General features: G+C 70.6%; 15 protein-coding genes. 7 read left to right on the forward strand and 8 right to left on the reverse strand.

Annotation, left to right across the window (positions count from 1 at the left end; all coding sequences use genetic code 11):
* The first annotated feature begins 77 nt into the window (after window positions 1-77).
* The 3 genes from GGR64_RS12140 (at window position 78) to GGR64_RS12150 (ending at window position 3,806) form a co-directional block, all read left to right on the forward strand.
* Window positions 78-1,127, forward strand: a complete 1,050-nt coding sequence (locus tag GGR64_RS12140; protein ID WP_184646105.1) for a LacI family DNA-binding transcriptional regulator — start codon at window positions 78-80, stop codon at window positions 1,125-1,127.
* Window positions 1,124-2,428 carry a sugar MFS transporter gene (locus GGR64_RS12145; RefSeq protein WP_184646107.1) on the forward strand — a complete coding sequence of 435 codons (1,305 nt, stop codon included), beginning with the start codon at window positions 1,124-1,126 and terminating at the stop codon, window positions 2,426-2,428. Before GGR64_RS12140 ends, GGR64_RS12145 begins: the two co-directional genes overlap by 4 nt.
* 91 nt (window positions 2,429-2,519) lie before the next feature.
* Window positions 2,520-3,806, forward strand: coding sequence for an AGE family epimerase/isomerase (locus GGR64_RS12150; RefSeq protein WP_184646109.1), 1,287 nt, complete (start codon window positions 2,520-2,522; stop codon window positions 3,804-3,806).
* A gap of 173 nt (window positions 3,807-3,979) precedes the next feature.
* On the opposite strand, the gene rpoD is transcribed toward GGR64_RS12150, so the two are convergent.
* A complete protein-coding gene (gene rpoD, locus GGR64_RS12155; protein ID WP_160965976.1) occupies window positions 3,980-5,842 on the reverse strand; it encodes an RNA polymerase sigma factor RpoD in 1,863 nt (620 codons plus the stop codon).
* Window positions 5,843-5,956: 114 nt separating this feature from the next.
* Window positions 5,957-6,397, reverse strand: coding sequence for a D-aminoacyl-tRNA deacylase (gene dtd / locus GGR64_RS12160; RefSeq protein ID WP_160966102.1), 441 nt, complete (start codon window positions 6,395-6,397; stop codon window positions 5,957-5,959).
* A 178-nt stretch (window positions 6,398-6,575) separates the two neighbouring features.
* Between dtd and GGR64_RS12165 the strand changes: the two genes are divergently transcribed.
* Window positions 6,576-7,490, forward strand: coding sequence for a lauroyl acyltransferase (locus GGR64_RS12165; RefSeq protein WP_160965974.1), 915 nt, complete (start codon window positions 6,576-6,578; stop codon window positions 7,488-7,490).
* A 104-nt stretch (window positions 7,491-7,594) separates the two neighbouring features.
* On the opposite strand, the gene GGR64_RS12170 is transcribed toward GGR64_RS12165, so the two are convergent.
* Window positions 7,595-8,116, reverse strand: coding sequence for a GNAT family N-acetyltransferase (locus tag GGR64_RS12170; RefSeq protein WP_184646111.1), 522 nt, complete (start codon window positions 8,114-8,116; stop codon window positions 7,595-7,597).
* A gap of 283 nt (window positions 8,117-8,399) precedes the next feature.
* On the opposite strand from GGR64_RS12170, the gene ribA reads away from it, so the two are divergent.
* The 3 genes from ribA (at window position 8,400) to GGR64_RS12185 (ending at window position 11,753) form a co-directional block, all read left to right on the forward strand.
* The gene (gene ribA, locus GGR64_RS12175) at window positions 8,400-9,524 is read left to right on the forward strand and encodes a GTP cyclohydrolase II RibA (protein ID WP_184646113.1); all 1,125 of its coding nucleotides are present in this window, start codon (window positions 8,400-8,402) and stop codon (window positions 9,522-9,524) included.
* 160 nt (window positions 9,525-9,684) lie between these two features.
* On the forward strand, window positions 9,685-10,224 hold the full coding sequence (locus GGR64_RS12180; protein WP_221236198.1) for a PH domain-containing protein: 540 nt from the start codon (window positions 9,685-9,687) through the stop codon (window positions 10,222-10,224).
* Complete coding sequence (locus GGR64_RS12185) at window positions 10,221-11,753, forward strand: PH domain-containing protein (RefSeq protein WP_184646117.1); 1,533 nt, start codon at window positions 10,221-10,223, stop codon at window positions 11,751-11,753. The genes GGR64_RS12180 and GGR64_RS12185 overlap by 4 nt, the downstream gene beginning before the upstream one ends.
* Window positions 11,754-11,775: 22 nt before the next feature.
* Here the strand turns inward: GGR64_RS12185 and GGR64_RS12190 are convergent, their stop codons facing one another.
* The 5 genes from GGR64_RS12190 to GGR64_RS12210 form a co-directional block, all read right to left on the reverse strand.
* Entirely contained in the window at window positions 11,776-12,810 is a 1,035-nt protein-coding gene (locus tag GGR64_RS12190; protein WP_184646119.1) for a CDP-glycerol glycerophosphotransferase family protein, read from the reverse strand.
* On the reverse strand, window positions 12,810-13,643 hold the full coding sequence (locus GGR64_RS12195; RefSeq protein WP_184646122.1) for a glycosyltransferase family 2 protein: 834 nt from the start codon (window positions 13,641-13,643) through the stop codon (window positions 12,810-12,812). Before GGR64_RS12195 ends, GGR64_RS12190 begins: the two co-directional genes overlap by 1 nt.
* Window positions 13,644-13,725: 82 nt before the next feature.
* Window positions 13,726-15,000 (reverse strand): O-antigen ligase, encoded by a 1,275-nt coding sequence (locus GGR64_RS12200; protein ID WP_184646124.1) that lies wholly within the window; start codon window positions 14,998-15,000, stop codon window positions 13,726-13,728.
* A 54-nt stretch (window positions 15,001-15,054) separates the two neighbouring features.
* The gene (locus GGR64_RS12205) at window positions 15,055-16,089 is read right to left on the reverse strand and encodes a glycosyltransferase (RefSeq protein ID WP_184646126.1); all 1,035 of its coding nucleotides are present in this window, start codon (window positions 16,087-16,089) and stop codon (window positions 15,055-15,057) included.
* 76 nt (window positions 16,090-16,165) lie between these two features.
* On the reverse strand, window positions 16,166-17,881 hold the full coding sequence (locus GGR64_RS12210; RefSeq protein ID WP_184646128.1) for a glycosyltransferase family 39 protein: 1,716 nt from the start codon (window positions 17,879-17,881) through the stop codon (window positions 16,166-16,168).

The following is a 17,881-nucleotide window of genomic DNA, read 5'->3' on the forward strand; positions in this document are numbered from 1 at the left end:
GCCTTGCTGCACTGCAAAATGCGGATCGAATCACGACGGCGCAGGATGAGCGACCTTTTGAACCGGTCTAATGCGCCGTGGCGCCGTCTCCTGCCGACAAACGCGTCACCGTGTCCGACATCGCCGCCGCCTGCGGCGTGTCGCGGGCGACCGTGTCGCTGGTGTTGCGCAACAGCCCGCTGGTGCACGCGGACACGCGCGCGCGGGTGGCGGCGGAGATCGCCCGCCAGGGCTACGTCTACCACCGCGGCGCGGCCAGCCTGCGCGGCCGCGCGTCCAATGCGGTGGCGCTGGTGGTCAACGACCTGGCCAATCCGTTCTTCGCCGAGTTCGCCGGCGGCGTGGACGCGGCGCTGGCCGAGGCCGGCTACGTGATGCTGATGGGCAGCACCGGCGAGTCGCCGGAGCGCCAGCAGACCGTACTGGGCTCGCTGATCGAGCACCACCCTGCGGCGATGATCCTCTCGCCCACCGAGAACACCGACGCGGCGCGGCTGCGCCAGTTGCTGGGGCCGCGCCTGCCGGTACTGCTGTTCAACCGCGCGCTGGATGGCGACTGGCCGCTGCTGGCGCTGGACAACCGCCGCGGCGCGCGCCTGGCCACCGAACACCTGCTGGCGCAGGGGCACCGCGCCATCGCCTTCTTCGGCGGCCACCGCCAGTCCAGTTCCTGCGCCGAGCGCCGCGCCGGCTACCGCGAGGCGCTGGCGGCCGCCGGCATCGCGGTCGACCCGGCATGGCTGATCGAATGCGCGCCGACCCGGCTGGAAGCGGCGCGCCAGGCCGGCGCGCTGTGCGCGCGCGACCCGCTGCCGACCGCGCTGGTCTGCTACAACGACGTGGTCGCGCTGGGCCTGGCCAGCGGCCTGGCCGAACGCGGCCGCGTGGCCGGCCGCGACTACGCGCTGATCGGCTTCGACGACATTCCCGAAGCCGCCGTCGCCACCCCGCCGCTGTCCACCGTCGCCGTCGCCCCGCGCGAGCGCGGCATGCAGGCCGCGCGCCTGGTGCTGGACGCGCTGCGCCACCGGCAGGCGTTGCCTGCGCTTACCATCGCCCCCGCCCGGCTGTGCTTGCGCGCCAGCAGCCGGGTCGCCCTCTCGCCCGTTCCCGGAGTCGCTGCATGAGCCGTCGCCCGCTGTCCAACACCGCCGCCATCGCGGTGGTCAGCATGATCTTCTTCACCTGGGGCGGCCTGACCAGCCTCAACGACGTGTTGATCCCGCATCTGAAAGCCGTGTTCCAGATGAACTACGCGCAGTCGATGCTGATCCAGTTCACCTTCTTCGGCGCGTACTTCCTGATGTCGGTGCCGGCCGGTGCGGTGGTGTCGCGGGTCGGCTACAAGGCCAGCATCGTCATCGGCCTGGTGGTGGCGGCGATCGGCGCGGCGATGTTCTACCCGGCCGCGCGCCTGCCCTCCTACCCACTGTTCCTGACCGCGCTGTTCGTGCTGGCTAGCGGCATCACCTTGCTGCAGGTCGCGGCCAACCCGTACATCAGCCTGATCGGCGCGCCGGAGAAGGCGCCGAGCCGGCTCAACTTCGCGCAGGCGCTGAACTCGCTGGGCACCACCGTGTTCCCGTGGCTGATCGGCCCGCTGATCCTGGCCGGCGCGGTGCTCGGCGCCGACCAGCTGGCGGCGATGAATCCCGCGCAGTTGTCCGCCTACCGCGTCGAGCAGGCGCGCTCGGTGGAAATCCCCTACCTGATGCTGGCCGGCGGCCTGCTGTTGCTGGCGGTGTTCGTGCTGGTGATGCGGGTACCGTCGCTGCGCGAGGACAGCGATTCCAGTGCCGAGTCGCATCACAGCTTCGCCGACGCGCTGCGCCACCCGCACCTGCTGTGGGGCGTGGTGGCGATCTTCATGTACGTGGGCGCGGAAGTGTCGATCGGCAGCTTCCTGATCAACTACATCTCCGGCCCCACCACCGGCGGCCTGACCGAAGCCGACGCCAGCGGCTACCTGCCGTTCTACTGGGGCGGCGCGATGATCGGCCGCTTCGCCGGCGCGGCGCTGCTGCAGTTCGTCCCGGCGCGCAAGCTGCTGGCGACCTTCGCCGGCATCGCCTCGCTGCTGCTGATCGCCACCATGCTCAGCACCGGCCATGTCGCGATGTGGAGCGTGATCGCCATCGGCCTGTTCAACTCGATCATGTTCCCGACCATCTTCACCGTGGCCATCGAGCGCCTGGGCGTGCTCACCAGCAAGGCCTCCAGCCTGCTGATCATGGGCATCGTCGGCGGCGCCATCGTGCCGCTGGCGCAGGGCGCGCTGGCCGACGCCATCGGCATCCAGCATGCCTTCGTGATCCCGCTGCTGTGCTACGCCTACATCGTCTGGTACGGCCTGCGCGGCTCGCGCCTGTCGCCCGAGCTGGCGGCGGCCGCGCCCACCACCGCGCCGACCGCGCGCGTGATGCATTGATCCGCCGATCCGTTCCCGGCACGGCGGCCGCCCACGCCGCCGCCGCGCGCCGCCGTCTTCTCCTCCCTCACACAGTTCGCCAGCCGACCGCATGAACCTGCCCGCCACGCCCCTGCCCGACTTCGCCGACGCCGCCGTCCTGCGCGCGCACATCGCCGACACCATGGCCTTCTACCATCCGCGCGCGATCGACCCGGCGGGCGGCTTCTTCCACTACTTCCGCGACGACGGCAGCGTGTACGACGCCGGCCATCGCCACCTGGTCAGCAGCACCCGCTTCGTCTTCAACTACGCGATGGCGGCGATCGAGTTCGCCGATTCGGCGCTGGCCGCCGAGTACCTGGACGCCGCGCGCCACGGCCTGCGCTACCTGCGCGAGGTGCACCGCGATACCGCCAGCGGCGGCTACGTGTGGACCCTGCGCGATGGCGTGGCCGAGGACCGCACCCAGCACGCCTACGGCGCCGCCTTCGTGCTGCTGGCCTACGCCACCGCGAAGAAGGCCGGCCTGGACACCGATGCGTGGATGGACGAGACCTGGCAACTGCTGGAAACCCGCTACTGGGATGCCGCCGCCGGCCTGTACCGCGACGAGGCCACCCCGGAGTGGACGTTCTCCAGCTACCGCGGCCAGAACGCCAACATGCACCTGTGCGAAGCGCTGATCGCCGCTTACGAGGCCAGCGCCGAGCCGCGCTACCTGCAGCGCGCGCTGCTGCTGGGCGACCACATCACCCGCCGCCAGGCGGCGCTGGCCGGCGGCCTGGTGTGGGAGCACTACGACGCGAACTGGCAGGTGGACTGGGACTACAACCGCGACAACCCCAAACATCTGTTCCGGCCGTGGGGCTTCCAGCCCGGCCACCAGGTCGAGTGGTCCAAGCTGCTGGTGCTGCTGCACGGGCACCTGCAGGCGGCCACCGGCACCGCGCCGGCGTGGCTGCTGCCGACCGCGCGCCACCTGTTCGATACCGCGCTGGCGCACGGCTGGGACGCGCAGCATGGCGGCATCGTCTACGGCTTCGCCTCCGGTACCGAGGAAGCGCCGGTGGTCGGCGTACCCGACGTGGCCGCGGCGCCGACCTACTTCTGCGACGACGACAAGTACTTCTGGGTGCAGGCCGAAGCCATCGCCGCCGCGTCGCGACTGCTTGCCGCCACGGGCGACGCCACGTATCGCGACGCTTACGACAAGCTGTGGGCGTATTCCTGGGAGCACCTGGTCGACCACCGCTACGGCGCCTGGTTCCGCATCCTCAGCCGCGACAACCGCAGCTACAGCGACGAGAAGAGCCCGGCCGGCAAGACCGATTACCACACCATGGGCGCTTGCCACGACGTGCTGGCGGTGATGCGCGGTAGCAAGGCGTTCGCGTAAGCGGATGCCGTTGTAGGAGCGGCTTCAGCCGCGACTCGGCGTTCCCGGTAAAGCCCGGTCGCGGCGGAAGCCGCTCCTACAAGGGATGCAGCGCACCGTTCGATCCGGCATCTGCGCCCACAAAAAAGCCCCGCACATGGCGGGGCTTTTTCGTTGTCGCGAACCGCGCTCGATCAGTCGATGTCGAGGAAGCTGCGCAGCTGCTCGGAGCGGCTCGGGTGACGCAGCTTGCGCAGCGCCTTGGCCTCTATCTGGCGGATGCGCTCGCGGGTCACGTCGAACTGCTTGCCGACTTCCTCGAGGGTGTGGTCGGTGTTCATGTCGATACCGAAGCGCATGCGCAGCACCTTGGCTTCCCGCGGGGTCAACCCGGCCAGCACGTCGCGCACGGTCTCGGACAGGTTGATGTTGGTGGTGTTCTCGATCGGGGACTCCACGTTGGTGTCCTCGATGAAGTCGCCCAGATGCGAATCCTCGTCGTCGCCGATCGGGGTTTCCATCGAGATCGGCTCCTTGGCGATCTTCATCACCTTGCGGATCTTGTCCTCGGGCATGTCCATTTCCTTGGCCAGTTCCTCCGGCGTGGCCTCGCGGCCGTACTGCTGGAGCATCTGCCGGGAAATGCGGTTCAACTTGTTGATCGTCTCGATCATGTGCACCGGGATGCGGATGGTGCGCGCCTGGTCGGCGATCGAGCGGGTGATCGCCTGGCGGATCCACCAGGTGGCATAGGTCGAGAACTTGTAGCCGCGGCGGTACTCGAACTTGTCCACCGCCTTCATCAGGCCGATGTTGCCTTCCTGGATCAGGTCGAGGAACTGCAGGCCGCGGTTGGTGTACTTCTTGGCGATCGAGATCACCAGGCGCAGGTTGGCCTCGACCATTTCCTTCTTGGCCTTGCGCGCCTTGGCTTCGCCATACGCCATGGCGCGGCTGATTTCCTTCAGCTCGGCCAGGCTCAGGTAGGTGGCCTGCTCCACCGCGACAGTGGCTTCCTGCTCGGCGATGATCTGGTCCTTGACGTCGCGCAGCGCCGACGACCACTTCTGCTTGCGCTTGAGCGCATCGTCGACCCAGGCCACGTTGGTCTGGTTGCCTTCCCAGGAACGGATGAAGTCCTTGCGCGGCATGCGTGCCACGTGGGTGGCCAGATGCAGCACGCGGCGCTCGTGATCCTTGACCTGGGCCATGGTGTCGCGCAGCTTGCGCACCAGCACGTCGGTCAGCGGCAGCGGCAGCTTCAGGGTGACGAACACCTCGGCGATGTCGTTGCGCAGCTTGGTGACGACCTTGTGCTCGGCGCCGTTCTTGGCGTGGGCCTTCTTGAACTTGGCGTATTCGGTGGCCAGCACTTCCATGCGCCGCGCGACTTCGGCCGGGTCCGGACCGGTCGGGCCGGCATCCTCTTCGGCGGTATCGACGTCGTCGTCGTCGTCATCGTCGGCATCGGCATCGGCGGCGCTGTCGTCGTCGGACACCGCAACCGGCGGCGCCGGCTCTTCCTCGACCAGGTCGTTGAAGCCGACCACGATCTCGGCCAGGCGCTTCTTGCCTTCCTTGTGCTGTTCGTAGTCCTCGAGCAGGGTCTCCACCGCCAGCGGGAACGCGCCCAGCGCGGCCTGCACCTGGCCGAGGCCTTCCTCGATGCGCTTGGCGATGGCGATCTCGCCTTCACGGGTCAGCAGTTCTACTGTGCCCATCTCGCGCATGTACATGCGCACCGGATCGGTGGTACGGCCACCCTCGGTGTCGAGCGCGGTCAGCGCCGCGGCGGCTTCTTCGGCCGCGGTGTCGTCGACTTCGCGGTTGCCGGTGTTGCCGTCGTTGAGCAACAGGGTTTCGGCATCGGGCGCAACTTCATGGACATCGATGCCCATGCCGTTGATCATGCCGATGATGTCTTCGATCTGTTCGGGATCGACCAGATCGTCGGGAAGGTGGTCGTTGACTTCCGCGTAGGTCAGATAGCCCTGTTCCAGGCCCTTGCTGATCAGTTGCTTGATGTCGGATTGCTGGGCAGGACGTTCGTTGGCCATGAGTGCTCGCGCCACCGGCAGGTAGGTGAATGAGTGAACCTAGCATTATAACAGCCCGGACCGCCGCTTGCCGGACGAGGAGCCTGAATGGCTCCGCCAGGAACGCGCCGGCGTCTACGGCCGGAGCAGGAAAGTGACCGGGCCGTCGTTGACCAGGCTGACGATCATATGGGCACCGAAGCGGCCGCTTTCCACCCCTGGCGGGTGTTGCGCGCGGCACAGCTCCAGCAATCGGTTGAAGCCGCGTTCAGCCTCGGCCGGCGGCGCCGCCGTGGTGAAACTGGGCCGCATCCCCGAGCGCGTATCGGCGGCCAGGGTGAACTGACTGACCAGCAGCAAGCCGCCACCGGTGTCGCGCAACGACTGGTTCATGCGCCCACTCGCATCTGAAAACACCCGGTAGCCGAGCAGGCGCTCGGCCATGCGCCGCAGCTTGGCCTCGTCGTCGCCCGGCTCCACCGCCACCAGCGCCAACAGGCCGGGCCCGATCTGGCCCACGACCTCGCCATCGACGCTGACCGAGGCCTGGGTGACGCGCTGGATCAGCGAGAGCATGGCGGTGGGGCCGGGATTGGGGATTGGGGATTTCGCATTGGTCGCGCCCGACGAACGGTTGCGATCGTGCGGCATCATCGCCGAACCGACGGGATTGAGAAAGCGACGAAGCCGCAGCCGGCGCGATCCTCGATGCCGTTCGGGCGGGTCCGACGCGCCGAGCGGATAAACTGGGTCGATGAAACCTGCGACGCTCGCTTCCCTGCTGTACCGCTGCGCCGCCGCCGTGGCGCGCCTGCCGTGGCCGTGGCTGCGCCGCCTGGCCGATGGCCTGGCCGGGCTGTGGCTGCGCCTGGACGCACGCGAGAGCCGGGTGGTCCGGCGCAACCTGGAACTGGCCTATCCGGACCTGCTGCCCAGCGAGCGCGTCGCCCTGCAGCGCGACGTGCTGCGCTCGACCGCGCGGCAGGCGGTCGAGACCCTGCTGCTGTGGACCCGGCCGCCGGAACAGAATCTGGCGCGGCTGCGCCTGCGCCATGGCCAGGAGCTGTACGACGCGGCACTGGCCGCTGGCCGCGGGGTGATCGTGGCCGCGCCGCATTTCGGCAACTGGGAGCTGCTCAACCAGTGGCTGGCCTCGCGCGGCGACATCGCCATCGTCTACCGCGCGCCGGAGTCGGCGGTCGGCGACGCCTTCCTGCAGTTGGTGCGCAGCGGCGAGCGGGTGCGCCAGGTGCGCGCCGAGGGCCCGGCGGTGCGGCAGCTGTTCAAGACGCTGAAGGACGGCGGCGCGGTCGGCATCCTGCCCGACCAGCAGCCCAAGGCCGGCGACGGCGTGTTCGCCCCGTTCTTCGGCGTGCCGGCGCTGACCATGACCCTGGTCAACCGCCTGGCCGAGCGCACCGGCGCGACCGTGCTGTTCGCCTGGTGCGAGCGGGTCGGCAACGACCTGGAGTTCGCCCTGCACGTGCAGCCCGCGCCAGCGGACATCGCCGATGCCGACCCGCTGCGCGCGGCCACCGCGCTCAACGAGGGCGTGGAGCGGGTGGCGCGGCGCGATCCGGCGCAGTACCAGTGGACCTACAAGCGCTACACGCTGCGCCCGGACCCGGCCGAACCCAATCCCTACGCCACCGAGCGCCATCCGCACTAGGGCGTAAGCCCCCCCGAGCATGCGCGGCGTGGGCGCGTTCCGGGAACCAAGACGCACGAGCGCGTGGCTACCTCCTGCCACGGATCGGCCGGACCGCGGTCGCGCTAATCGTCGTGCGGCTGCGCCGGGCCGGCGAGGATGCGCTGGTAGAACGCCAGGTCCAGCCAGCGCCCGAACTTGAAGCCGGCCTCGCGCACGGTGCCGGCGTGCACGAAGCCGAGTTGCTCGTGCAGGGCGATGCTGCCGGCATTGCTGGCGTCGATGCCGCCGACCAGCACATGCACGCCGCGCGCCTGCGCGGTGTCGATCAGCGCCTGCAGCAGTTGCCGGCCCGCGCCGCGGCCGCGATGGTCGCGGTGCACGTAGACCGAGTGCTCGACGCTGTACTTGAACGCCGGCCAGGCGCGGAAGGTGCCGTAGCTGGCGAAGCCGAGCAGGGTGCCGTCGGCGTCCTCCAGGCCCAGCACCGGGAAGTTGCCGGCGCGCTTGGTCGCGAACCAGACCGCCATGCTTTCCGGCGGACGCGGCCGGTAGTCGTACAGGGCGGTGGAGTGGACGATGGCGTCGTTGAAGATCTCCAGGATCGCCATGGCGTGGCGCGGTTCGGTGCAATCGACGAGCTGCATGCGGGGGCCGGAGCGGACGCGATGGCGCACAGTAGCAAGCAACCGGCGGCGCGTGCACACCCCACCCGCACCGGCGTGTTGCCGCAGACGGCGCATTCGGTTGCATCGGCGGCGCGCACACGCGGGCACAGTGCGTTCCATCGCCTGCGGGCTGGCGCGTCAGGCAAAGCGCGCGACAATGGCGCCCAGGCGCCATCAGCGCCCACCGGCACCGCGCCGGCGCCGCCGCGACCGGACGCGGCAGCCTTGAAGCGGCGCCGCCGATCCCCATCTGGAGTCGTGCATGACCAGCCCCACCGCCCCTTCCGCGCACGCCTTCGGCGATCCTGCCGCGATCCGCAGCGAACGCGCGGCATCGGAGTTGCGCGCCGGGCGCCCGGTGCTGCTCGAGGACCGTGCCGGCCACGTCCGTGCGGTCATGGCGCTGGACAGCAGCACCGAACCCTCCTATCGCAGCTTCGCCCAGGCCACCGGGCAGCGGCACTACCTGTTCGTGACCCCGGCGCGCGCGCAGGTGCTGGGCCTGGACGCGCCGCAGGGCGCGCGCATCGCCCTGGCCGGGCAGTCCTACGACGCGCTGGCGGCGCTGGCCTACCTGCGTGACGGCCCGCTGCCGGCGCACTGGCTGCCCGGCGACGCGCTCGATGCCGGCGCCGCCGAGATCGCGCGCCTGGGCCTGCTGCTGCCGGCGATGGTCGCCGCGGAACTGGACGCCGACAGCAGCGCCTTCCAGGGTTGCCAGGCGCTGCAGTTGGAGGACTTGGAGCACGGCTGCGCCCTCGCCGCCTCCGACAGCTACACCCTGGTTACCCGCACCCAGGTGCCGCTGCGCGACCTGGGACCTGGCGAATTCGTGGTGTTCCGCGGCGGCGTGGCGCAGCGCGACCAGGTCGCGATCGTGATCGGCCAGCCCGACCTCGGCGCGCCGGTGCCGGTGCGCGTGCATTCCTCCTGCCTCACCGGCGACCTGTTCGGCTCGCTCAAGTGCGACTGCGGCGACCAGCTGCGCCACGGCCTGGCCAAGCTCAAGGCGCTGGGCGGCGGCGTGCTGCTGTACCTGGACCAGGAAGGCCGCGGCACCGGCATCGCCACCAAGATGCGCGCCTACGGCTACCAGCACGACGGCCTGGATACCATCGACGCCGATGCGCAACTGGGCTTCGGCGCCGACGAACGCCGCTACGGCAGCGCCGTGGCGATGCTGCGCGGGCTCGGCATCGGCCGCGTGCGCCTGCTCACCAACAACCCGTCCAAGGCCGAGCGCCTGCGCGCGGCTGGTATCGAGGTGACCGAGCGCATCCCGGTCACCGGCACGATCACCGCCGAGAACGAAGGCTACCTGCGCACCAAGGCGGCCCGCGCCGGCCACGCGCTGGACGTGGACGCGCTGCTGCGCGCGGCGCGCTGACCCCACGGCGCGGAACGGCGCGCCACACCACACCCCTGGATCGCGCCGGGAACCGCGCGGCGGGCAGCGCACGTCCGCCAGCGGCGCGTTAGGATCGCAGGCCACGCCGCGCGCCCGCGCCCGCTCGCCCCGAGACCCCGACGTGACTGCACCGCCACCCATGGACGACTCCCCCACCGTGCCTGCGCCGAGCGCGGGCGCCACCATGCCGGCGCCCGCGGAGTGGCCGCCGGCGGACTGGCAGCCATTGCCGTTGCGCGGCGCCTGGCTGGCCGCGCTCGGCGGTGGCTGCATGCTCGGGCTCAGCCTGGTGGTCGCAGCCGCCATCGTCGGCCTCAGCCTGCATAGCCTGCATGCACTGGCCCTGGGCGCCGTCGCGGCGGCTGTGGGCAGTCTGTGCGGTGCATGGATCGGCTTCGTCCGACATCGGCGCATCCGCTGGCGGCTGAATGCCCAGGGCCTGGACGTGTTCCGCGGGCGCCTGTGGCAGAGCGAGACGCACGTGCCGATCTCGCGCGTGCAGCACCTGGACCTGCGCCGCGGCCCGCTGGAACGCGCACTGCGCCTGGCCACCCTGGTCGTGCACACCGCCGGCACCCGCCATACCGCGGTCGCCGTGCCCGGCCTGGACCACGCCGACGCCGAACGCCTGCGCGAGCGCCTGGCGCACCAGCTCGACCACGACGACGACGCGCTGTGAGCGGCGGCGCCGACTCCGAACACACGGCACCGGTGCGGCGCCTGCATCCGTGGTCGTGGCTGTTCGTGTTGCTGCAGCACCTCAGGCATTTCCTGCTGCCGTTGCTGGCGCTGCTGGTGTTTGGCAGCCGCGACGGCCACCGCGATCACGCCGATCACTTGGTGATGCTGGCGGTGTGCAGCGGACTGGTGGCGGTGTCGCTGCTGCGCTATCTCACCTACCAGTACCGCATCGGCCGCGACAGCCTGAGCATCCGCAGCGGCTGGCTGGAACGCAGCCTGCGCGAGATCCCGTTCGCGCGCATCCACAACGTGGTGGTGCACCAGTCGCTGCTGCACCGCCTGTTCGGCGTGGCCGAGGTGCGCCTGGAGTCGGCCGGCGGGACCAAGCCCGAGGCGCAGATGCGGGTGCTGCGGCTGGACCAGGCACTGGCGCTGGAACAGCAGATCCGCCACCGCGCGCCCGCCGCCGACACGACCGCCGCCACCGATACCGACGCTGCGCCCGCCGCCGCGCCGGACAGCGAACTGCTGCTGGCGCTGCCCACCGCCGAGGTGCTGCGCCAGGGGCTGATCTCCAACCGCGGCATGGTGGTGCTGCTCACCGCGTTCGGCGCCACCTACCACCTGTTCCCCGAGCGCATGATCTCCAACGCGATCGAGCACTACGGGCGGCAACTGTTCGGCTACGCCACGCACCTGCAACTGGGCTGGATGGCCGGCACGGTCACCTTCGCGCTGATGCTGGCGACGCTGTTGCTGCTGATGCGCGCGTTGTCGATGGGACTGGCGCTGGTGCAGTACCACGGCTTCCGGCTGAGCGAGAGCGAGCGCCGGCTGACCGTGGAACGCGGCCTGCTGACGCGGCTGCGCAGCAGCGTGGCGCGGCGCCGGATCCAGGCCTGGACCCTGCACGAGAGCGTGCTGCAACGGCTGCTGCGGCGGCGCAGCCTGCATATCGAGACGGCGGTGATCCAGGCGCACCACTGGCACGACCACGCCCTGACGGAACTGGCGCCCCTGGCCACCCCGGCCGCCTGCGATGCGCTGCTGCAGCGGCTGCTGCCGCAGATCGCCTGGCCGCCGGCGCACTGGCACGGCATCGCCACGCGCTGCTGGTGGCGGCTGTCGCTGCCGGCGCTGCTGCTGGTGCCGCTGCTGTGCGCGGGGCTGTGGCCCACGCTCGGCGTCTGGGCCGCGCTGCTGCTGCTGTGGCTGCCGTGGTCGGCGTTCAAGTCCTGGCGCCAGGCGCAGCGCATGGGTTACGCGCTGGATGCGCGCTACGTTGCGGTGCGCGGCGGCTGGTGGCGGCGCTGGTGGCGGCTGGCCGAACTGGACAAGTTGCAGGCGCTGCACCTGAGCCGTTCGCCGCTGGACCGCTGGTGCGGCACCGCGACGCTGTGGCTGGACACCGCCGGCGCCCGCCACGGCGAACCGCCACTGCGCATGCGGCTGCTGCCGGACGCGGAAGCACGGGCGCTGTACCGGCAACTGGGCGACGCGCTGGCGCAGCGGCGGCTGCGCTGGTGAACGCGCGCGGCGCTGCGGCGCGTCAGCGCGCGCCGCGGCCCCAGTAGCCGATGCGGCGACGGATCTTCAGCTTGCGCCACAGGTTCAACGGTTTGCGCCGCGGGTTGCGCGCGCCCTCGGCGACGAACTCGTCGATCGCGCGCAGCACGCGCTCGCTGGACTGGCCGTCGCGGTAGGGATGCAGGCCATCGGCGAACTCGCGGATCGCCGCCATCAGTTCCGGCGGCCGCTGCAGCGCGCGGCGGATCGCCGGCTCGAACTGCGCCGGATCGTCGATGTCGATGAGCTGCGGCCCCGGACGGCGGTTCTTGAAGGTCACCACCGGCTTGTAGGTGAGCAGGAACTCGTTGAGCGCGGACGAGGTGTCCGAGCACATCATGTCCACCTGCGGGAACAGCTCCAGGATGTTGTCGTTGTCGGCGAAGTGCAGGTACTCGCTCTCAAGTGCGCGGTAGCGGGCGACCATCGCCGGGTCCATCTTCGGATGGAAGGTGACGATCCAGCGCCATTCGCCGCTGCGCGAGAGCCGCGCGACTTCGTCGTAGAGGATGCCGGCCGCGCTCCACGACGGCGAGAACGTGGAGTGGTACAGGATCACCGGCGGCTGCCGCACCGGCGCTAGGTCCGCGCCGATCTCGCGCATGAACGGATCGATCTTGGGGAAGCCGGTCTCCTTGACCGCGAAGTGGCCGAGCTTGCGCGCCAGCGCGCCGAACGCCGCGGTGTCGCGCGGGCCGGTGGTGCAGTACAGGTCGAAGAAACCACGCACGTAGATGTGCCGCGGCTTGCCGGCGTCGAAGCCGTGGAAGGTCTCGACCTTCACGCCCGGGAAGAAATGCGGCACCGCGTTGCTGGAGGTGATCACCGCATACGGATTCCACGCCAGCACCTCTTCCACCGTCGCCAGGTGGCGCTCGTCGGCGCTCAGATCCTCGGCGCCGGGGCCGTCGAAGAACCACGCCGCCTCGTCGCCGCGCGCGCGGATCGCCGCCTGCAGCGGGCGCAGGATCGCCAGCGCGTAGCGCTCGGATCCGTACAGCAGATAGTGCTTGCTCATCAGTGCTCCAGATCGTGCCGTTGCAGTTGCGCCCGCGCCTGCTCCACCGAGGCCGGGTTGATCTGCATTTCGTAGTAGCGCATGCGCTTGTACAGCGCGTAGCTGGCCGCGGTCTGCGCCACCACCAAGCCGCGCCAGCCGTCGAGGAAGGCCAGCCGCAGCAGATAGTCCTTGAGGAAGGCGCCGGCGAACACGAACGGGCTCTGCCACATTCTCACCGGCTTGCGCTTGTCGCGCCAGCCGAGCGCCTTGAGTTCGGCGTAGCGCAGCACCTTGAGTTGCTTGTGCACCAGGGTCGGGTTGTGCAGATGGTTGAACGGCGGCGCGAACTCGGCGCTGACGCCGTCGAAGCGCAGCGATTCGTGCACCCGCGCATCGCTCCAGCGCGCGCGGCCGCGGTGGTACAGCCGCGCCAGGCGCTCGCCGACCATGGGTTTGTACCAGCGCATCGGCGCGCCCATGTACCAGGTGCTGCGGCGCAGCCACACCGCATCCACGCGGTCCTCGGCGAGCAGCTGCGGCAGCCGCGCCAAGCATTCGGCGCGCAGCGCGTCGGACAGGAATTCGTCCGCGTCCAGCACCAGGATCCAGTCGTGCGCGGCCTGGGTGGAGGCGAAGTTGCGCTGCGGGCCGAAACCCAACCAGGCCTGCTCGACCACGCGCGCGCCGTGCGCGCGGGCGATGGCCACGGTGTCGTCGGTGCTGCCGCAGTCCACCACCAGCTTGTCGGCGGCGAACGGCACGCTGTCCAGACAGCGCGCGATGTTGGCGGCCTCGTTGTAGGTCATCACCACCAGGCTCAGCGGCAGGGTGGTCGCGGCGGCGTCGGCCATGGCGCGCGGTATCCGGAAGTCAGGCGCGGTGCCGGCGGCCGGCGCCAGGCGCCGCGCCGCCCGGCGATGCGGGACCGGCAGTCTACCGGCTTCGCGCGGCGCCTTCAGCGCCCTGGGCCGGCTCCGCCTCGCGCGCGGCCAGCCCGATCAGCACGCCGACCAGCGATACATAGAAACCGGTACTCACCTGGTGCGCGAACATCGACTGGGTCATGCCGCACAGGACGTAGGCCGCCACCACCATGATCCCGGCCGCCGCGGCGCCATGGAAATGCGGCTGCGGCCGGCGCCGGTACAGGCGCAGCAGCAGCCACAGCGGCACGCCGTACACCAGCAGGATCAGCACGGTGCCGGGCAGGCCCTGGGTCGCGCTCCACTCGGCCAGATCGTTGTGCGCATGGCCCAGGTGGCAGCGCTCGACGAACGCCTTCCGGCAGTCAGGCAGGCGCAGCATGGCGTTGTCGAAACGGCCCACGCCGACCCCGACCACGGGGTGCTCGACGAAGGTCGCCGCCGCCACCTGCAAGCGTTCGATGCGCGCGCCGGCCGAGGAATCGCTGTCGCCGCGCTCGTAGCGCTGCACGTCGTGATGCAGCTCGGCCAGGCGGGTCTGCTTGGTCAGCGCCGGCACGCTCAGCACCAGCACCGCCGCCAGCGCGGTGCACGCGCCCAGGATCATCAGCCGCGTCGCGCTGTCGCGCCAGCGCAGGCACAGGGCGCTGACCACCAGCAGCAGCAGCACGCCCAGCCACACGCCGCGGCTGCCGCTGAGCAGGATGACGATGCCGCCCGCCACCACCGCGGCCACGGCCCACGGCCACTGTCCACGCGGCCGGCAGAACACCGCCAGCACCATCAGCATCAGCACCACGTCGGCCAGCACGATGGCGTTGGTCCAGCCCTCGGCGCGCGGCAGGCCCTGCAGCACCTGCACGCTGGCCAGCACCAGGGCGGCGAGGATCCCGAGCAGCGCGCCCCACCACAGCAGGCGCTGCGGCGGCCGCAGCGCATAGGTCCACAGCGCCGCCCACGGCAGCACCAGGAAGCGGGTGCGGTTGTCGATGTCCTTCAGCGGCTGGCCGAAGTACAGCACCGAGCACAGCGACAGCCCGATCACCAGCAGCGCCAGGATCCACAACCAGCGCACCGACGGCTGCATCGGCGCCACCGCCTGGCGCAGTTGCGGCAGTGCCAGCAGGCTGGTCACCAGCAGCAGCAGGCCGAACGGCAACAACCCGCTGGGCATGCTGATCACCAGCGCCGGCAGGCACAGCAGCGCAAGCGCCGCGCCACGCTCGGCCAGGGCCTGGCGGGAGGACGCGGAAACGGCGTGGCGTGGCGCGATGGGCTGGGACATCAAGGAGGGAAGGCCGTGGGGATGGGGTGGTCGGCGATGATCCGGGGCGCTTCCCTAACCCGGCCTGACCTGTTCGCGATCGGCGCCGCGGCTGGCTGGCAAGGCCGGCGGTGGCGTCTCCCCGAGCAAGTCGGCCACGGCCGCGCGCAGGCGCTCGCCGAACTCGCGCCGGCGCGCCTCGAAGAAGCCGCGCGCGGCGGTGCCCAGCGCGTCGCACTGCATCGGCGACAGCGCCAGCGCCTGCGCCATTGCCCGCTCGAGGCCGGCGGCCTCGATCCGGTAGCGCACGCCGAAATTGTCCGGGCCCTCGCCGACCGGATCGATCAGCACGCCGCGCTCGGCGCTCACCAGCTCGTTCATCGGCGCGCCGTCGGTGGTCACCACCACCGCGCCGACGCTCAGCGCTTCCATGATGTAGTGGCCGAAGCCCTCCACCTCGGACGGGCACAGGTGGAAGCGGTGCGCGTTCTGCAGCCGCCGCAGTTCCTGCTGGTCCAGGTAACCGGTCAGGTAGTCGATGTTCTCGGCCTCGATCGGGTGGGACTTTTTCGCGCTCTGCACCACGGTCAGCCGCGGCCACTCGGGGTGCCGCGCCCAGGTCTGCAGCAGCAGCGCGGTGCCCTTGGCCGAACTGCGCCCGGCCACGTGCAGGCAGGCGCGTTCGCGCGGTACCTCAGGACGGTAGCAATCGTCGCTGCAAAAGCCGATGAAGGCGGTCGGCGCCATCGTGGAAAAACGCTGCTCGGCCTGGCGGGTCTTGCACAGCACCTGCGCGAAACGCGGCAGGCGGCGCAGCCACTTGTGCCGGAACCATTCCGGGTTGGGGATCAAGGCATTGCGCAGGCCACTGCCCAGGCAGCGCGGATACACCCGTTCCAGGAAGATCTGCAGGTCGGCGCGCCCGAACAGCAGGCTGCGCAGGAACAGGCGCAGTTCGCGCAGGCGGTTGGCGATGCGCACGGTGCCGAAACCCAGCACCTCGACGCGGTAGCGGCCGGTCTCCCGCAGCAGGTCGGCGACCACCTGCAGGTCGCGGCTGAGGCCGCCGCCGTTGTCGCGGCTGATGACCCGGATCAGGCGTGGCGGCACGCGTGCCCCCCGGCCCGCGCGGCACGCTGGCCTTCAGCGGCACCCGCGCCACGCAGCCGCAACGCGCGGGCGTGGCTCATTCGAGGCGATCCTTGTCCTGCTCGCGCAGGCGATCGAAGTCTTCCTGAGTGGCCACGCAACGGCCATGCACGGCATTGGCCGGGACCAGCCACCAGTTGCGTCGGTTGGATACGCCGGCCAGGACACTGGCGTGACGGTCGACGCAGCCCAGCATCGCCGCCTCCTGCACCAGCAGCCAGCGCCGCTGCGGCGCTTGCGCCTGCCAGGCGATGCCACGGCGCAGTTGCTCTTCCCACGGCACCACGAAACCGAAGGTCGTCGCGGGGCGGTCGGCCATCAGCAGGTTCTGCTCCTTCCAGGCGACCAGGCCGAGTTCGGCATCCGGGCCGATGCGACGCCCGACCGACTCCATCACCCCGCGCGCGGAGCTGGACATGTTGATCAATGGGTACACCAGCAAGCCGGCCATCACCCAGACCATGGTCAGGGTCGAGACCGTCGCCAGTTCCGGGCGGCGCCGCGCGAACATGGCCAGGCTGGCCACGCCCCACAGGCCGATCGCCAGCAGGACCCAGGCCAGCACCTGCACCGTGGCCAGGTCGATGCCGCGGTCTTCCATCATCCGCGCGCGGAAACCATGTCCCAGCAGGATCGCCGCACCGACGCCGCCGAGCGCCAGCGTCAGCAGCGCGGTGAACGCCAGCAGCAGGCGCTTGACCCCGGTCTTGCGCAGCAGCCCGGGGATCAGCGGCCCCATCGCCAAGCACAGCATCGGCAGCGCCGGCAGCACGTAGACGTCGCGCTTGCCGGTCGGGATCGAGAAGAACAGCACCACCAGCGCCCACCAGGCCAGCGGCAGCAGATAGCGCGCATCGCGCCGGCGCAGGCGCCGCGCCCAGGCGGGGATCGCCCACGGCAGCGCCAGCAGCACCGGCAGCCACATGCTCGGCATCACCCCGAAGAAGTACAGCGGCCCGTGCGCGTGGTCCCAGGACTTGGCGTAGCGCCCGGCGGTCTGCCGGAACAGGATGTCGTTGAGGTAGGCGTGGTACTCGGGCGCGTTGCTCGACAGCGCGGTGACCACCATCGGCACCAGCCAGATCGACACCGCCGCCAGGAACGCCAGCGGCCCCAGCCAGAAGCGCGCATCGCGCAGGCCGACCCGCACACCGCGCCAGTGCGCCAGCGACGCCGCCGCGGCCGGCAGCAGCATCAGCAGCGCCAGCACGCCCACGCCCTTGGTGATGGTGCCCAGCCCGGCGGCAAACCAGCCCAGCGCCCACAGCCGCCAGTCCGGCCCGCGCAACAAGTGGCGTAGCAGCGCGTAGTTGGCCAGGGTGATGAAGAACACCACCAGCGGGTCGATCTGCGCCTTCTTCGCCTGGTAGGTGAAGTGGAAGGCGAACAGCAACGCATAGGCCGCGTACATGCCGACGCGACGCGTCCACAGGCGCCGGCCGAGGTCGTAGACGCAGGCCAGCGTGCCCAGCCCGGCCAGCAGCGACGGCAGCAGGAACGCGACCCGCCAATTGCCGAACAGCGTGTAGAAGCTGGCCTGCAACCACATCAGCATCGGCGGCTTGTCCGAGTACAGCTCGGTGCCGCGGTGCGGGAACAGCCAGTTGCCGCTCTCCACCATCTGCTTGGCGACCAGCGCGAAGCGCGGTTCGTCGGCCGGGTGCGGATCGCGCAGGCCCAGGCCGGCGCCGAGCACCAGCACGGCCAGGATGGCCAACAACCAGAACTCTCGGGAGGCGCGGGTCTTCAGCAT

Origin of the sequence: Xanthomonas sp. 3307, assembly GCF_014199735.1 — a bacterium.
GTDB lineage: Bacteria > Pseudomonadota > Gammaproteobacteria > Xanthomonadales > Xanthomonadaceae > Xanthomonas_A > Xanthomonas_A rydalmerensis.

Bases quoted from the DNA above. Each gene is read 5' to 3' on its own strand.
- GGR64_RS12200 (WP_184646124.1), bottom strand. From the start codon at position 15,000: ATGTCCCAGCCCATCGCGCCACGCCACGCCGTTTCCGCGTCCTCCCGC.
- GGR64_RS12180 (WP_221236198.1), top strand. From the start codon at position 9,685: ATGGACGACTCCCCCACCGTGCCTGCGCCGAGCGCGGGCGCCACCATG.
- GGR64_RS12165 (WP_160965974.1), top strand. From the start codon at position 6,576: ATGAAACCTGCGACGCTCGCTTCCCTGCTGTACCGCTGCGCCGCCGCC.
- rpoD (WP_160965976.1), bottom strand. From the start codon at position 5,842: ATGGCCAACGAACGTCCTGCCCAGCAATCCGACATCAAGCAACTGATC.
- GGR64_RS12150 (WP_184646109.1), top strand. From the start codon at position 2,520: ATGAACCTGCCCGCCACGCCCCTGCCCGACTTCGCCGACGCCGCCGTC.
- GGR64_RS12210 (WP_184646128.1), bottom strand. From the start codon at position 17,881: ATGCTGAAGACCCGCGCCTCCCGAGAGTTCTGGTTGTTGGCCATCCTG.
- GGR64_RS12170 (WP_184646111.1), bottom strand. From the start codon at position 8,116: ATGCAGCTCGTCGATTGCACCGAACCGCGCCACGCCATGGCGATCCTG.
- GGR64_RS12195 (WP_184646122.1), bottom strand. From the start codon at position 13,643: ATGGCCGACGCCGCCGCGACCACCCTGCCGCTGAGCCTGGTGGTGATG.
- GGR64_RS12190 (WP_184646119.1), bottom strand. From the start codon at position 12,810: ATGAGCAAGCACTATCTGCTGTACGGATCCGAGCGCTACGCGCTGGCG.
- dtd (WP_160966102.1), bottom strand. From the start codon at position 6,397: ATGCTCTCGCTGATCCAGCGCGTCACCCAGGCCTCGGTCAGCGTCGAT.
- GGR64_RS12145 (WP_184646107.1), top strand. From the start codon at position 1,124: ATGAGCCGTCGCCCGCTGTCCAACACCGCCGCCATCGCGGTGGTCAGC.
- ribA (WP_184646113.1), top strand. From the start codon at position 8,400: ATGACCAGCCCCACCGCCCCTTCCGCGCACGCCTTCGGCGATCCTGCC.